14 protein-coding genes are annotated in these 15,528 nt (G+C 72.5%); 8 read left to right on the forward strand and 6 right to left on the reverse strand.

Annotated features, from left to right (window positions below; all coding sequences use genetic code 11):
- Positions 1-17: 17 nt before the first annotated feature.
- The gene (locus ACWGH0_RS20540) at positions 18-1,484 is read right to left on the reverse strand and encodes an aminotransferase class I/II-fold pyridoxal phosphate-dependent enzyme (protein ID WP_453405609.1); all 1,467 of its coding nucleotides are present in this window, start codon (positions 1,482-1,484) and stop codon (positions 18-20) included.
- A 76-nt stretch (positions 1,485-1,560) separates the two neighbouring features.
- Positions 1,561-2,181 (reverse strand): hypothetical protein, encoded by a 621-nt coding sequence (locus tag ACWGH0_RS20545; RefSeq protein ID WP_453405610.1) that lies wholly within the window; start codon positions 2,179-2,181, stop codon positions 1,561-1,563.
- Between the two features lie 220 nt (positions 2,182-2,401).
- On the opposite strand from ACWGH0_RS20545, the gene ACWGH0_RS20550 reads away from it, so the two are divergent.
- Positions 2,402-2,644 (forward strand): DUF6411 family protein, encoded by a 243-nt coding sequence (locus ACWGH0_RS20550; RefSeq protein ID WP_453405611.1) that lies wholly within the window; start codon positions 2,402-2,404, stop codon positions 2,642-2,644.
- 160 nt (positions 2,645-2,804) lie between these two features.
- Complete coding sequence (locus ACWGH0_RS20555; protein ID WP_453405612.1) at positions 2,805-3,908, forward strand: amidinotransferase; 1,104 nt, start codon at positions 2,805-2,807, stop codon at positions 3,906-3,908.
- Between the two features lie 27 nt (positions 3,909-3,935).
- Here the strand turns inward: ACWGH0_RS20555 and ACWGH0_RS20560 are convergent, their stop codons facing one another.
- The gene (locus tag ACWGH0_RS20560) at positions 3,936-4,373 is read right to left on the reverse strand and encodes an ATP-binding protein (RefSeq protein WP_453405613.1); all 438 of its coding nucleotides are present in this window, start codon (positions 4,371-4,373) and stop codon (positions 3,936-3,938) included.
- Positions 4,374-4,764: 391 nt separating this feature from the next.
- Between ACWGH0_RS20560 and ACWGH0_RS20565 the strand changes: the two genes are divergently transcribed.
- Both ACWGH0_RS20565 and ACWGH0_RS20570 read left to right on the forward strand, forming a co-directional pair.
- A complete protein-coding gene (locus ACWGH0_RS20565; protein WP_453405614.1) occupies positions 4,765-5,514 on the forward strand; it encodes a tRNA-dependent cyclodipeptide synthase in 750 nt (249 codons plus the stop codon).
- The gene (locus ACWGH0_RS20570; RefSeq protein WP_453405615.1) at positions 5,504-6,700 is read left to right on the forward strand and encodes a cytochrome P450; all 1,197 of its coding nucleotides are present in this window, start codon (positions 5,504-5,506) and stop codon (positions 6,698-6,700) included. Before ACWGH0_RS20565 ends, ACWGH0_RS20570 begins: the two co-directional genes overlap by 11 nt.
- 106 nt (positions 6,701-6,806) lie before the next feature.
- On the opposite strand, the gene ACWGH0_RS20575 is transcribed toward ACWGH0_RS20570, so the two are convergent.
- Positions 6,807-8,249 carry a protein kinase domain-containing protein gene (locus tag ACWGH0_RS20575; RefSeq protein WP_453405616.1) on the reverse strand — a complete coding sequence of 481 codons (1,443 nt, stop codon included), beginning with the start codon at positions 8,247-8,249 and terminating at the stop codon, positions 6,807-6,809.
- A gap of 94 nt (positions 8,250-8,343) precedes the next feature.
- A complete protein-coding gene (locus ACWGH0_RS20580; protein ID WP_453405617.1) occupies positions 8,344-9,711 on the reverse strand; it encodes an APC family permease in 1,368 nt (455 codons plus the stop codon).
- 353 nt (positions 9,712-10,064) lie between these two features.
- On the opposite strand from ACWGH0_RS20580, the gene ACWGH0_RS20585 reads away from it, so the two are divergent.
- The 4 genes from ACWGH0_RS20585 (at position 10,065) to ACWGH0_RS20600 (ending at position 14,429) form a co-directional block, all read left to right on the forward strand.
- The gene (locus tag ACWGH0_RS20585) at positions 10,065-10,967 is read left to right on the forward strand and encodes a YihY/virulence factor BrkB family protein (protein ID WP_453405618.1); all 903 of its coding nucleotides are present in this window, start codon (positions 10,065-10,067) and stop codon (positions 10,965-10,967) included.
- Positions 10,968-11,016: 49 nt separating this feature from the next.
- Positions 11,017-12,858, forward strand: coding sequence for a diacylglycerol kinase family protein (locus ACWGH0_RS20590; RefSeq protein WP_453405619.1), 1,842 nt, complete (start codon positions 11,017-11,019; stop codon positions 12,856-12,858).
- A 173-nt stretch (positions 12,859-13,031) separates the two neighbouring features.
- Entirely contained in the window at positions 13,032-13,730 is a 699-nt protein-coding gene (locus ACWGH0_RS20595) for a phosphatase PAP2 family protein (RefSeq protein WP_453405655.1), read from the forward strand.
- 564 nt (positions 13,731-14,294) lie between these two features.
- The gene (locus ACWGH0_RS20600) at positions 14,295-14,429 is read left to right on the forward strand and encodes a hypothetical protein (RefSeq protein WP_453405620.1); all 135 of its coding nucleotides are present in this window, start codon (positions 14,295-14,297) and stop codon (positions 14,427-14,429) included.
- 349 nt (positions 14,430-14,778) lie between these two features.
- On the opposite strand, the gene ACWGH0_RS20605 is transcribed toward ACWGH0_RS20600, so the two are convergent.
- Positions 14,779-15,516 carry a lasso peptide biosynthesis B2 protein gene (locus ACWGH0_RS20605; protein WP_453405621.1) on the reverse strand — a complete coding sequence of 246 codons (738 nt, stop codon included), beginning with the start codon at positions 15,514-15,516 and terminating at the stop codon, positions 14,779-14,781.
- Positions 15,517-15,528 lie beyond the last annotated feature (12 nt).

Below are 15,528 nucleotides of genomic sequence, written 5' to 3' on the forward strand. Positions count from 1 at the left end.
CCCCGGGCCGGCGGGCGTCAGTCCTCCGTCGAGACCCGGACGGTCTTGACCTCCGTGTCGGCCGCGTCCGGTACGACCATGCCGGCGTCGACGCCGCTGCGCAGATACCTCAGCACCTCGGAGTTGAGCTTCTCTCCGGGCAGCACCGCCGGGATGCCGGGCGGGTAGGGCGTGAGCATCTCCGCGCTGACGCGTCCGACGGCCTGCTCCACCGGCACCTGCTCGGCCCGCCCGAAGAAGGCGTCGCGCGGCAGCAGCACCTGCTCCAGGCGGAGTTCGGCCGGGTCCGGAACCTCGACCGGGGACGCGGGCCGCAGCTCGTCGGCGTGCTCGGCCACGTCGCGGAGCGCGGCGATCAGGGCCTCGGCGCTGCGGGCGTCGTCCGCGTGGGTGAGCTGGGCGCTGGTGCGCCGGTGGTCGGACAGGTGCAGGTTGATGTGGTGGTGCTCGCGGATCCAGTCGGCGATCCGGTAGCCCGTGGTGCCCAGACCGGTGACGTCCACGATGACCTGGAGCGGGTCGAGGTCGGCCGCGCGGCCCGGCCCGCAGAAGTCGTCGCGCCCGTGGACGTGCAGGCCGTCGATCTCGGCGATCTGCGCCCGTACGGTCTTGGCCAGGGCGAGCGCGTCGTCGTAGAGGGCGTGGCCGTGCTGCACCATCTGGCGGCGCCAGCCGTCGAGAGCCGCGTACACGAGCACGGAGGGGCTGGTGGTGCCCAGCAGGTCCTCGCGGTTCTTGAGCACCTCGGGCTGGATGAGGTCGCCCTGGAGGTGGAAGACCGAGCTCTGTTCGAGTCCGGAGCCCATCTTGTGCACGGAGGTGACGCAGACGTCCGCGCCGGCGTCCATGGCCCAGGTCGGCAGGTCCGGGTGGAACGGCAGGTGCGCGCCCCACGCCTCGTCCACGATGAGCGGCACGCCGTGTTCGTGGCACGCCTCGGCGATGGCGGGCAGGTCGGAGCAGGTGCCGTACGGCGTCGGGGTGGTGACCAGGGCGCCCCGCGCGTCGGGGTGCCGGGCGAAGGCGGCGCGGAAGGCGTCGGCGGACGGCGGGTGGGCGAGGTGGCGTTCCGCGTCCCACTGGGGGTCCACCCAGATCGGCACGATGCCGGCGAGCACGAGGCCGGACACGACCGACTTGTGGGCGTCGCGCCCCACGAGCAGCTTCTCGTGCGGCCCGGCCACCGACAGCATGGCCGCCTTGACCGACAGGGAGCTGCCGCAGGTCGAGAAGAAGGTGTGCTCGGCCCCCACGGCGTCGGCCATCAGCTCCTGGGCCCGGGCGAGGATGCCCTTGGACGACATCCGGTCGTCCAGGCCGCTGGTGGCGAGTACGTCGGAGCGGAACACGTCGTCGCCGAGGACCGCGCGCACGCGCGGGTCGGCGCCGCGCCCCTGCTTGTGACCGGGCGGGGTGAAGGGGGTCTGCTTCTCTGCGTGGTACGCGGCCAGCGCGTCGAGCACGGGTGCCTGTGAGTGGTCCATGGCACACCGGGTTCCCCCGGAATCGGGGCAAAAAACCCCGGTCGGCTGCTCGGGCGATGCCGTCGGCGCTTCGGCGTCAGTACCGCTGCGCCTTGGCGACCCGGGCGCGCAGGTCCAGGTCGGCGGGCTTGCGGCTGATGGCGAGCGGTTGCGCCTTCTCACCGGGTTCCAGCTCCCGCGCCCCGACAATCCTGCTCTCCCGCACCTCGCCGGAGGGGTCGGTGAAGTCGACCTGGACGGCGTACGACGCCTGCCGGTCGGAGCGGTTGGTGATGGTGACGACGACCGCGAGCAGGCCGCCGGTCTCGGCTCGCGGCTTGCCCCTGAGGGAGACGTCGGCCATCGCGTTGCCGCCGCCCTCGACCTTCTTCAGTTCGGCGGTGGCCTCCTGGTTCGCACGGGCCGTCTCGGCCGAGACGGACGCCTCGAAGGACGAGGCCGCAGCCGACGCGGACGACGCCGCCGCGGACGCCGAAGCGCGCGCGGACGCGTCGGCCGAGGCGAGGGCGGAGGGCGGTGTGCCCGTGAAGGAGGCGGTGTCCGGTGGCGTCGGGCGGGGGCTCGTACTCGTGTCTCCGCCTCCGCCGTCGGAGCCGCATGCCACCAGAGCGGTCGTGCCGCCTGCCGCCAGGAGCAGCACCAGAACGACCGACATGAGCCGCCGCCTGCCCGGCCTGCCTTGCGTACGCACGGTCATGGTGCTCGGTCCTTTCCGGGACTGCCTGGAAAAGGGACGTTATGCGCCGTGCCGAGTGTCGCCCGGCGTGACACACCGCCCGGGCCCGTCCGGGGCCGCCGGGATGCCGGCACCGCGCCGGGCACCGGGGCGGGGGCCGCACGGCCCGCCGTTCCGCCGCGCGCATGCGGCCGGTACGCCGGGGCATGTGGCCAGCACACCCTCGAACCAAGGAGCTCCCATGATGATCGCGGGCATTGTCGCCGTATGTGTCGTCCTCGCCGTTCTCGCTTTCCTCGTTCCCCGCCTTTCCCGCCATCCCGAACGCGGCACCCAGCGCACGCTCGGAGCCGGTTCGCGCGCCGGCGGAAAGGCTCCCGGAGTTCTGGGCCGGATATTCAAGAAGCCCTTTCGCAGCAGTTCCCAGGCCGTCGGCCGCAGCGGCTCCGCCGGCCGCCGGGCCCGGGGTCGCCTGCCCTTCTGATCCGGTTCCGGCAAGACGGCATCATGGAGTGGGGAAACGGCTCGACGGGCCACTTCGGGTAATTCCGGCGACGCGGCGAGTCACCGATTCCGTGAGCGGGAGCGGGCGAGCGCGGTGGTGATCCAGAGGCACGTCATAGGGGAACCCGGTGGCGTCGGCCATGGCTGACATCAGTGCGGATCGGCTCGTTCCGCCGGTCAACGCGCACAACGAGTGGGATCCGCTGGAGGAAGTCGTCGTCGGGCGTCTCGAAGGCTCGGCGATCCCCTCCGACCATCCCGTGGTGGCGTGCAACATCCCGCCCTGGGCGGCACGTCTTCAGGGGCTCGCCGCGGGCTTCTCCTACCCGCGCCGGCTGGTCGAGCCCGCACAGGAGGAGCTCGACCGGTTCATCGCCCTGCTCGGCTCCCTCGGCATCACGGTCAGACGCCCGGACCCGGTCGACCACAGACGCCGCTTCGACACTCCCGACTGGTCGTCGCGCGGGTTCTGCAACAGCTGCCCTCGGGACAGCCTGCTGCTGATCGGCGACGAGATCATCGAAACCCCCATGGCGTGGCCGTGCCGGTATTTCGAGACCCACTCCTACCGCCCGATCCTGAAGGACTACTTCCGGCGCGGCGCGCGCTGGACCGCGGCGCCCAAGCCGCAGCTCACCGACGAGCTGTACGAGAAAAACTTCCGCGTCCCCCGGGCCAATGAGCCGATGCGCTACATCCTCACCGATTTCGAACCCGTCTTCGACGCGGCGGATTTCGTGCGCGCGGGGCGCGACCTGTTCGTCACCCGCAGCAATGTCACCAATCCGATGGGCATCGAGTGGGTGCGCCGCCACCTCGGATCCGGCTACCGCGTGCACGAGATTCACAGCAGCTGCCGCACCCCCATGCACATCGACACGACGTTTCTCGTGCTCGCCCCCGGAAAGGCACTGATCAATCCCGAATACGTCGACGTAAACCGGCTGCCCGACGTCCTGAAGGGCTGGGACATCCTTGTCGCCCCGGAGCCCGATCCGATCGACGAGCGCCTGCTGCGGACGACTTCGATCTGCGGCAAGTGGCTCAACATGAACGTGCTCATGGTCGACGAGAAGCGGGTGATAGCGGAGCGGCACCACACCGGCATGCTGCGCGCGCTCCAGAGCTGGGGCTTCGAGCCCGTCCCCTGCGACCTGCTGCACTACGCGCCGTTCGGCGGCTCGTTCCACTGCGCGACGCTCGATGTCCGCCGTCGCGGCACGCTCGAGTCGTACGTCGGCTGAGCGGACCGCCGGGCGGGCGGACCCCGCTCACCAGGGCAGGAAGACGTGCACGGTCTTGCCGTCGGCCTCGGGGACGGTGATGGTCTGCTCCGCGAGCGCGTTGATGAGATGCCAGCCCACCCCGCCACGGCCGGCCAGGGAGACGGGGCGGGGGCTCGGGTGTGCGGGGTTGGTGTCGCGGAGGGCGACGCGCAGGGTTCCCCCCACCGTCAGCTCCACCGAGAGGACGAAGGGCCCGGGGGCGAAGGCGAACGCGTTGGAGGCCAGCTCGGTGGCGACGAGCAGCGCGTCGTCGTGTGCGTCCGGTGTCGCGGGCGGGCGCACGCGAGCGAGTTCGTACAGAAACGCTGAAGCCCGGTCGCGAGCGCCGGAGACATCGCTCAGCCGGCCCTCGAAGCGCCAGCTCCGCGCGCCGCCGACAGCGGTCAGCAGGCCCTCGTCCGAATCGTCCGGGTCGGCAGCCACATCTGCTCCTTCGTTCCTTGAGACGTGGAGTCTTAGCGGCTTCCCGGTCTCGCGGCACTCATGCACGACACCGTTCGCCCGTCTCCGCCGGTCGCACCCCCGTGGACGCGACCGGGGAGGCCGCGGCCGCACGCCCCGCACCTGGGCGAACGGCCCGCGCGCGGCACGTACGGACGTCCCTCGCCCGGGGTGGCACCCCGGACGCCAGATGGCGGAATGGTTAATGCCGCCTGTCGGGCGGACCACGAATGACAGAACCCCGGGTGTCCCAAACGCCCTGGCGTGGACCGTCGTTGACACTCTCCGTGTCCGGAAGCTAACTTCACGGCGTTGTCGCCACACCAGGAGCACGAGGCTCCTTTGGGACTAGCGACACGAAGGACCCCTTCAGTTGACGACTGAGACCGTCTTCGAGATTCAGCCCTTCACCGCGCCGGCCACCGCCGCCGAACTCTTCCAAGTCCAGCCCTACACCGCCCACTGCCAGGTGATCTGCGCCGAGGGCGCCCACGCCGTCATCGGCGTCTCACCCGGCAACAGCTACTTCTCCGCCCAGCGCGTCATCGACCTGGCCCGCTGGGGCGTCGCGCACTTCGACCGGGTGGACTTCGTCTACACCGACCTCCACGTGGCCGAAATGTATGAGGCGTCCGGCTATCCCGCCGACGACGCCCGGCGCAAGGCCGTGAAGAACCTCCGCGGCGTACGGGCCAAGGTGACCAACGCCGTGCAGACCGTCGACCCCGACGGCAGCCGGCTGCGGGCCCATCCCATGTCGGCCTTCACCACCAATCCCGCGTACCGCGAGATCCACGACCACCTCCAGAACCGTCTGCGTACGGATGCGGATTTCCGCGCCACGTGCGAAGCGCTCGTCGACGCGTTCCTCTCCTCCAAGGTCCTGGACGGGAAGCCGGCCACGGAGCGACAGCGCACGGTGTGCATGGAGTACGTCTGCGCCGAAGCACCCCTGTTCCTGGACACCCCGGCGATCCTGGGCGTCCCGTCCTCGCTCAACTGCTACCACCAGCTACTGCCGATGGCCGAGCTGCTCTACTCGCGCGGCTCCGGCCTGCGCGCCTCCCGCAACCAGGGCCACGCCATCGTCACCCCCGCACAAGGAGCCACCGATGTCCGTTGAGACGCTGACCGACGAGCTGATCGACTTCCCGTTCTCCTGGCGCGGCGACCAACTGCCCGACGAGATCGAGGTGTTGCGCAAGGAGCCCGTCAAGCGGGTGCGGACGATCGCCGGTGACGAGGCCTGGCTGGTTTCGTCCCACGCGCTGTGCAGACAGGTGCTGGAGGACCGGCGGTTCAGCCTCAAGGACACCTCCGCGCCGGGCGTACCGCGGCAGTACGCCCTGACGATCCCGCCCGAGGTCGTCAACAACATGGGCAACATCACGGGAGCCGGCCTGCGCAAGGCGGTGCTCAAGGCGCTGAACCCGAAGGCGCCGGGCCGCGTCGAGTGGATGCGGTCCCACGCGGCCCAACTGGTCGACAGCCTCATGGCGGAGGGCGCGCCGGCCGACCTGCGAGCGCAGTTCGCCGACCCGTACTCGGCCGGCATGCACTGCCACCTCCTCGGCATCCCGCAGGAGGACGCGCCGCGCCTGATGCGGAGCCTGGACATCGCGTTCATGAACTCCGCCTGCCCCGTCTCCGGCGCGAAGCTGAACTGGGACCGCGACATCGCGTACATGGTGGAGCGCCTCGACGACCCGGCCACCACCGGGCTGATGGCCGAGCTGGCGGCCCTGCGGCAGGACCCGGAGTACGACCACCTCACCGACGAGATGCTGGCGACGGTCGGCGTCACGATGTTCGGCGCGGGCGTGATCTCCACGTCCGGCTTCCTGACCATGGCCCTCGTCTCCCTCATCCAGCACCCCGAGCTGACGGCCGAGCTCCTCGCCGACCGCACCAAGGTCCCGGCCGCCGTCGACGAACTGCTGCGCATCAACCTGTCCATCGGCGACGGGCTGCCGCGCCTCGCCCTGGAGGACGTCACGCTCGGGGATGTGGAGGTGAAGAAGGGCGAGCTCGTACTGGTCCTGGTCGAGGGCGCCAACTTCGACGCCGAGGTGTTCGCCGACCCGCACAAGGTGGATCTCGCGCGGGAGAACAACACCGCGCACCTGTCCTTCGGGGGCGGTCAGCACTACTGCCCGGCCACCGCTCTGGGCAAGAAGCACGCGGAGATCGCGCTGGAGACGCTGCTGGAGGGGATGCCGGACTTCCGGTTGGCGGTGCCCGTCGAACAGCTCGTGTGGCGGACCCGGTTCATGAAGCGGATGCCGGAGCGGCTTCCCGTGATGTGGTAGCCGCCCGACGCCAGTCGCCCGGACGCTGCCCCGCACGGGCCGGCGGACATCACGACGGCCCCGTTCGTACGGGTTCGCGCCGCGCGCCCCGGATCAGGCCGGGGTCTCAGTGGCGTGTGCCCTTCTCCTGGCGGTGCTTGGGCTTCGTACGGGCCTTCTCGCGCGGCTCGTGGCCGTCGCGCGGTGCGAGGCCCGGACGGGCGTCGGCGCGGCTTCCGGTCTCCGTGGCCTCGTCCGTCCGTGTCCGTACGGCGGTGCTCCCGGCGCCCGGCCGCTCGGCCGGCGCACTGCCGCCGGCCGTGCGCACGGTGGCGGCGGGTACGGGAGAAGCGGTGGCGGGGGCCGGTCCGGCGGGGGTCGCGGCAGGTCGCCGTCCCACCGCCGGGGCGCCCTCGGTGGACGCGTCGGCGGGGGGCGGGCCCGCCGTGGCGGCTTCGGTCGGAGGCGGGGCGGAACGTTCGGAGGAGTGCCCGGCGCCGTCCGAGGCGACGAGGCTGGCGCCGAGGACGGCCGTGAGCACGGCGGTGCCCGTGCCGACGAGCAACTGACGGGCACGGCCGCGCCCTTCCGGTCGGCGCGGTCGCGCCGCGGCAGCCGCGGTCCGCCGTGTGTCCGGGCCGGCTCCGTTGCCGCCCGCCGCATGCGTGCCGGCGGCGGGGACCCGGCCCGCGGGGACGACGGGGGTGGACGCGACGGCCGGGCGCGGCGGTGCGAGGGCCGGGTCGTCGCGCAACGCCGACAACGCGTCCGCGCACTGGCCGGCGTCCGGGCGGTCCTCCGCCTCGAGAGCGGTCATCGCCCGTACGAGGTCGGCGAGTTGCGCCGGAACGGAGTCGGGCACCTCGGGCCTGCGGTGCATGCGGGCCACGGCCGCCTCCAAGGGGGCCCCGTCGTACTCGACCTCCCCCTTGAGGCACTCCAGCAGCAGGAGTCCGAGCGCGTAGACGTCGGCGGCCGGCCCGGCTCCCCTGCCCAGGACCTGCTCGGGCGCGAGGTAGGCGGCGGTTCCTATCAGGGCGCCCGAGGCGGTGTTGCGGGTCGAGTTGATCAGCCGTGAGATGCCGAAGTCGGTCAGGTGGGGACGGCCGGCGTCGTCCAGCAGCACGTTCGACGGCTTGACGTCCCGGTGCACGATGCCGGCGGCGTGCACGTGCGCGAGGGCGCGCGCCAGGCCGGCGCCGATCGCGACGACCTCCGGCGGCGCCATGGGACCGGTCGCGAGGCGGCGGCGGAGCGTCGGCCCCGACACCAGTTCCATGACGAGGAAGCCGCAGTCCTTGTGGCGGCCCGTGTCGTACACGGTGACCAGCCCGGGGTGCTGCATACGCGCGAGCAGCACGGCCTCGTCGGCGAAGCGTTCCTCCATCTCGGGGTCCGCGCCGGGCCGGAAGATCTTCACCGCGACGGGCCGCCTGAGGCGCAGGTCGAGGCCGCCGTACACGTCGGCGACGCCTCCCCTGCCGATCTGGCGGTCCAACCGGTAACGCCCGGCCACCACTTCGGCGGAAAGCCGGAACGCCGGAGCGAAAGGCGACTGGCGGACCCTCATGTGATCTCCCGTAACTCTCACGACGAGTGGGGGCGCGGACATCGGCGACGCTGCGGACCGCCTACCCACTGGGCAGTACACCATCCGCCGTACGTCACTCCCGTCGCGTGCCGGCCGTCGTCTCCCGGTCGGCCGCGCCGGTGCCCGGCGCGCGGCGCATGGTGGCGATCGCGGCGAGCACCACCGCCACGGCGAGTACCAGGAGACCGCGAAGCCACACCTGCGCTTCGATCCTTGTGGCGAGCAGGACGCAGGACAGGGCGCCGAGCACCGGCAGCGCGGTCGGCGCGCGGAAGTGGTCCGCCCGGCCCCGGTCGCGGCGCAGTACCAGAACGGCGGCGTTGACGATGAGGAACACGACGAGCAGGAGCAGGACGAGAGTGGACGCCAGGGTGGCGACGCTGCCTGTGAGGGCGAGCAGCGCCGCGGGCGCGGTGGTGGCCGCGATCGCCACCCAGGGGGTACGGCGGCCGGGAAGCACCCGGGCCAGTCCGGCGGGCAGCAGCCCGTCCCGTGCCATGCCGTAGGCGAGCCGGGACGACATGATGCCGGTGAGCAGCGCGCCGTTGGCCACGGCGACGAGGGCGACTGCGCTGAAGAGCCAGGTCGGCACGGTGCCCGCCGCCCTGACCACTTCGAGCAGGGGCCCGCTGGACGCGGCGAGCCGGTCGGTGGGCACGGCGGCCGAGGCGGCGACGCCGACGAGTACGTACACGGCGCCGGCTGTCGCGAGGGCGCCGAAGAGGGCGCGCGGGTAGGAGCGCCGCGGGTCGCGGGTCTCCTCGGCGACGTTCACGGACGTCTCGAAACCGACGAACGAGTAGTAGGCGAGTACGGAGCCGCTCAGGACCGCGGCGGCCGGGCCCGTGTCGGCCGTGCCGAGCCGGGTGAGCCGCCCGGGGTCGCCGTCGCCGCGCAGGAGCAGCCACGCGCCGAGGGCGACGACGACGAGCAGACCGCCGACCTCGACGACGGTGGCGACGACGTTGGCGCGGGTCGACTCCTTGATGCCCCGCGCGTTGAGCAGGGCGAGCGCGAGCAGGAAGCCCACCGCGACGAGGCCGACCGGCAGTGTCACGAACTCCGTCAGGTAGTCGCCGGCGAAGCCCCTGGCGAGCGCGGCCACCGAGACGATCCCCGCCGCGAGCATGCAGAAGCCGGCGACGAAGCCGGCGAAGGGCCCGAACGCCCTGGTGGCGTAGTGGGACGCGCCGCCCGCCCTCGGGTACTTGGTCGCCAGTTCCGCGTAGGAGGCGGCGGTCAGCACGGCCAGCAGGAGGGCCACGACGAGGGGCGCCCATACGGCCCCGCCCGAGTGGGCGGCGACCTGGCCCACCAGGACGTACACACCGGCGCCCAGGACGTCACCCAGGATGAAGAAGTAGAGCAGCGCGGTGGTGAGGGACGGCTGGAGAGCGGGGCCGGACGCGGACGCGGGCGGGTGGTGTTCGACTGTCGACATGCCGCTTCATGTCCCCGGAATCCTTACCGCCACGCACCCCGGGGGCCGTGGCGGTACCTCGCGCGGCGAGCGCCCCCTGTGGCCGGGGCGAGCCGCCGCGTCGCTGGTCACGGCGGTGCGGGCGCAGTGGTACGAACCGGCGGCCTCCTTCGGCGTCGCTTCGTGGCGGCTCCCGAAGTCCACCCGTGTGAGGTGAGCCGTCGGCCTGCTGGGTGACGGGAGGCCGTTCTCCGATCCTCACGGGCCGGGGGCGTGACAGCACGATTGCCGGGCAGCAGAGAAGGAGACACGCGGTCGCCGTCCCGCCGCAGGGGCGGCCCCCGGTGGCGGCGGGGCGGAACGGAGTGATGGGCATGGCGGTCGGTGTCCCCGCGAGCGCGTCGGCGCACCGCGGCGAGCGCGGTGTGCACCGCAGAGCCCTGGCCCGTACGCCGGTCGCCCTGTGGGAGGACGACGTCACGGACTGGGCGGCCGCATTGACGTACTACGCGGTGCTGGCGGTCTTCCCCTCTCTCTTGGTGATCGTCTTCGCCATCGCCCTGCTCGGCACGGGTTCACCCCACGAGGTCATCGCGCAGCTCGGCGCCTTCGTGCCGGAGACGGCACGCCCGGTGCTCGAACAGGCTCTGGGCAGCCGGCAGGAGGGATCGTCGGGCCCCTGGCTGCTGATGGTGCTGACCGGCGGGGCCGCGCTGTGGTCGGCCTCCAGCTATCTGGCGGTGTTCCGGCGCGCGCTGCACGCGATGTACGGCGTGGCGGACTGCCGTCCGGCGTGGCGGACGTTTCCCGCCACTCTGCTCAGGGCGCTGACCGTACTGGCGCTGCTGGTCAGTGGTGTGCTGACGCTGACCGCCACCGGACGGATCGCCCGGGCGATCGGCCGCGGGACGGGAACGGACCATCAGGCGGCTCTGGTGTGGGCGGGACTGAAGTGGCCGCTGCTGTTCCTGGTGGTCATCGCGCTGGTCCTGCTCCTCTTCCGGTCCGGGCCCGCCGAGGCGGGCGGGCTGCGGCAGACGGTGGCCGGCGGGGCGTTGGCGGTGGTGCTCTGGCTCCTCGCCTCGGCGGCCTTCGCGTTCTACGCCTCGCACATCGCCACGTACAACCGACTCTACGGTTCCCTGGCGGGTGTGGTGGCGTTCCTCGTCTGGCTGTGGGTCTCGCACGTCGTGCTGCTGGCGGGGGCGCAGTTCAACGCGGAACTGTCCCGGGACGCACGGCCGAGGAGGCCCGATCCGTGCTCTTCTCCCGCGTGAATCGCGCGCCGGCACGATTCGCGCGGCCGGACGGGGCAACACGGTGCCCATGACGACGACGGGTAGCGGCGAGGCCGCCAGACGGATCAGTCCCCTGCTGTTGCTGCCGGCCCTGGGGGCGATGATGGCCGGGGTGGGTCTGTTCATCACGGGCCCGGGCGGCGCGAGTTGGCCCCTTTCGGCCGAGGAAGGCGTGAACGCCTGGTTCGCCCGGCACCGCACCGGCCCGGCCACTGCCGTGTCCGAGTGGCTGACGCTTCTCGCCTCCACCGAATGCGTCATCGGCGTGACCCTCCTGTGTGTCACAGCGCTGGTCGTACTGCCCCGTGCGCCCCGGTGGTGGGACGCGCTGTTCCTCGGCGGAACGGTCGCCGCCCAGTCGGCGCTCTTCCTCCTCGTCACCCTGTGCGTGGAGCGCCCGCGCCCCGACGTTCACCGGCTCGACCCGGCCCCGCCGACATCGAGTTTCCCCTCCGGGCACGTCGGAGCGTCGACCGCGCTCTACGGCGCGCTCGCCATGCTCGCGGTCAGCCGGCTGCGCGGCCCCTGGCGGTACGTCGCGGCCGTGGTGCTGCTGGTGGTCCCGTCGGCCGTGGCGGTGTCCCGCGTGTACCGGGGGATGCACCATCCCAGCGATGTGGTGGGCGGCCTCATCACCGGCGCGTGCACCCTGCTCGTCATGGTGTACGCGCTGTCGTCACCGCGCGGGCGCCCGTCCGCGACGGCCTCCGTTCACGACGCCGCCCGCCCGCCGGCCCCGGTCCGCCCGGCCGGCGGTCCCGGCCGCGACCGCGTCGTCGTGGTACGCCATCCCCTGGCGTGCGGCGAGCAGCTGACGGACCGCGTACGGGACATCCTGGCCCGCCACGGCCGCACCGACGTGCGGTGGACGTCGACGACGCCGGAAAGCCCCTGCGGCGACCTGGCCGCGTACGCCGCGGCCGGGCGGATCGACCTCGTCGTGGTGTGCGGAGGAGACGGCACCGTACGCGCCTGCGCGGACGAACTGGCCGGCACGGGCGCCGCGTTGGCGGTCGTCCCCTGCGGCACGGGCAACCTGCTGGCTCGCAACCTGGGGCTGCCCATCGACCCCGCCTGTGCGCTGGACGAGGCGCTGGGCGGCGACCGCGTCCGTATCGACGTCGGGCGGGTCAGCGGCGACGGGCTGGCACCGACCCGCTTCACCGTCATGGCCGGTGCCGGCTTCGACGCGGTGATGGTGCGGGACGCCTCGGTGCGGCTCAAGGCGTCGCTCGGCTGGTTCGCGTACGTCGTCTCGGCCGTCCGTCATCTCGGTGATCCCCCGATGCGGCTGTCGATCCGGCTCGACACGGGTGACGCGCTCACCCGTCGCGCGCGCATGGTCGTGATCGGCAACGTCGGCGCCCTCCAGGGCGGCGTGCCGCTCCTGCCCGACGCCCGGCCGGACAGCGGGCGGCTGGAGGTCGTGCTGCTCGATCCCCGCGGCATGGCCGGCTGGCTCGCGGTGGTGGCGTACCTGGTGCGCGGCATGCTGCCCGGCCGCCGCACCGCGCGTACGGCAGGGCCCTGTGAGAAGGGCGCGGGGCGGGAGCCGGGGGAACGGCTCGTGGCGCGCGGCGCCCTGGAGTACTTCAGCGCGACGCGGGTCGACATCCGCTTCGCCGCCCGGCAGGCCCGCGAGGTCGACGGGGACTGCGCCGTGGAGGGCACCCGCCTGGTCGCGGAGGTGGAACCGGGCGCTCTGCTGGTCCAGTTGCCCGGCGGAGCACACGCGGGCATCGGCCGGCAGGCCCGACCGACCTCCCCGGTTCCGGTGCCCTCCCCGGCGGGCGAGGCCGTGGCTGGGCCGACCGGACGTCCGGGGCGGGACACGCCGGCTTCGCCCGAGCCCTTGGGCCGGCCTTCGTGAGAGCCGGTGCCCGTAGCGCGCCCGTGGCCGCCCCGGGCGGCCGACCGGAACGTCTGTGAGAGGAGGCGCACCGCGCCATGGCCCTACGACCCGAGCGGCGGCGCCCCGCCGGTCCGCGACGACTCGCCGGACCCCTGATCGCCCGCCACTGGGGGCCCGACGCCAGGTTCGGCATGCGGCTGGCGGGAACCGCCGCCGTCACAGCCGTGGCGACCGTACCGGTGGCCCTCGCTCTGGTGCTGGTGCAGGCCCCGTGGGCGCCGTTGCGCCGGATCGACCAGGGCGCGGCCGACTCGCTGCACCAGTACGCCCTCGCGCACCCGGGGCTCGTACGGGCCCTCCGGTTCCTCACGGACGTCGTCTGGGGCCCGCTGACCATGCGTCTGTTGGTGGTCGTGCTCGTCCTGTGGCTGCTGAGCCGCCGCGCCTGGCGGCTGGCGGCGTGGGCGGCCGTCACCGCGACGGCCGGCGGGGTGGCGGGACTCGTCGCCAAGAACACCGTCGAGCGGGCCCGACCGCACCTTCCGGACCCGGTGGCGTACGGGCCCGGCTTCTCGTTCCCCTCCGGCCACGCGATGACGGCGACGACCTCGTGCGCCGTCCTGCTCCTGGTACTGCTGCCCCTGGTGCCCCGGCGGTGGCGCCCGCTGCCCTGGGCGCTCGCCGTCGTCACGGTCCTGGGCGTCAGTGGGACGCGTGTGGCGCTGGGCGTCCACTGGGTCAGCGACGTGGTCGGCGGCTGGCTGCTGGGCCTCGCCGTGGTCACCGCGACCGCCCTGGCCTTCGAGGCATGGCGGACGGACATCGGCCGACCGCGCACCACACCCGCGCAGGGACTGGACCCGGAAATCGCCGACGGCGACCACGACTGAGCCCGCTGGCCCGCCGGTTCCGTCGCGCCGGGCCGGCCGACGCCCGACATGGCGCAGGGCCACCTCCATGCCCGAAGGAGTTCAACGAGCGGGGATCTGCGGAGATTCTCTGGCCATGCGCATGATTCTTTACGGAGTCCCCCTTCGCGGCGTCCGCCGCCAATTCGCTGTCGCCGCCGGGGGTCCCTGGCCGGTGGACGGCCGATCCGACGACGCGGGCGCGCGACGGCGGTGCCCGGGGTGCGGATTGCCGAGTCGGCGGTGCGCGGGCGGACGGGGCCGGGGCGTCGGGAGAGCTGTCCGCCGTACGCCGTTTCGCGCCCCGCCTCTCGTTCGATTTCCGTGCACGGCTCCGGCCCTTGGAGCGGAATAGCGACGAATTGCAGAACCGGCGTACTGGAAAGTGAAATTCCGCCCTGGAATACGGGCCGACTACGGGCCGGCGGAGAAGACAAAGGCGCAGCCCAAGGGCTTGCGCGGCCGCGCATTACGGAGAAGACTTGCGTCGCGGTGTTGCTTTTTCGGCCCACACCGCGCCGACTCTATCTGGAAGGGAAAATCTCCGTGAGCATGAAAGCACATGCGACGATCATCTGGAACGCGGACGTATTGCAATGGGTCCGCGTGATCAAGGTCGTCGTCGTCACGGTCCTGGTCGTACTGGTCCTGGTCGACGAAGGGATCGCGCCCCTGATGTGATCAGTCGTCGTCCAGCCGTTTCATTGCGCTTGAGGGGTTGCCCGTTGCCGCGGGCGGCCCCTCAAGTCTTTTCTGTGCGCGCATCGAGCATAGCGTTCGACGCAGTCCGGGGAAACCCTTGTCCGGGAATTAACGTGAAACCGATCGGTAGGCGGGTGCCGCGGTGCCCGGCGTCGGGCAATTCGAAGCAACCTTTCATATTCACCGCCTCCGACGGCTGCGCGTGGGAGCGCTCGCACGATCCACTCGGGGGCGATATGGAAAGCGGTCGGAAGTCGAATCGCACCATGGGAAGAACACGGTCGCGGGCCGGCCTTCATGATGAAGAGATCGGTGCGCCGTGCGGCGCTCAGAGCATCAGCACCCGTCGGTACGACACCCGGTCGTCGTCCTCGGGATGCGTGACGGTCTCCCCGGCGACCTCCACCCAGGCGTGGAACCGGTACGGGTCGTCGGCGCTGCCCAGGCACCAGTCCGCCGTGCGTCCGGTGAGCGCGAGCCCCAGCACGGTGCCGAGCGAGTGCTCCAGACAGGCGGCTCGCCCGGGGTAGCCGTCCGCCGCCCGCCGCACCGCCGCGAGCACCGACTCGGCCTCGCGCATCGTGGCCGGGCGCCGCCGCGACCGCTTCAGTGCGCCGACGGTGTGCACGGGGGCGCCGAAGGGAAGCCGCAACAGCAGCAGGGCGAGGACCAGCCCGGCCCAGCCGGCGGCCCTGAGGCACCGGACGCCGTCGGCCGGCGACGCGGCGCCGGCCACCTGTTCGTTCCCGCCGGCCTCTCCTGCCTTCGCGGCCGTCCCCGCGACAGGCGCCGGCTTCTCCTCGGTGGCCACGAGGCCGCGTTCCGCCAGATCCCCGGCGAGCTTCTCGGCGTCCAGCCGCACATGGTCGTAGCGCACGGCGGGGTAACGGTCGGCGACGGCCCGCACGCCGGTGTCGAAGTCACCGGTGCGGTGCCACTCCTCCCACAGCGCGCGCGCGGTGCCGTTCATCGCGTACCACTGCCCCGACCGGGCGTTGAAGAGGACCGTGCCGCCGTGCGGCGCCTCGCCGGCATGAACGTGCGGGGGAATCCGGAGATCGGTCACGAGCTGCCTCCA

This window comes from Streptomyces sp. NPDC054887 (assembly GCF_053610585.1).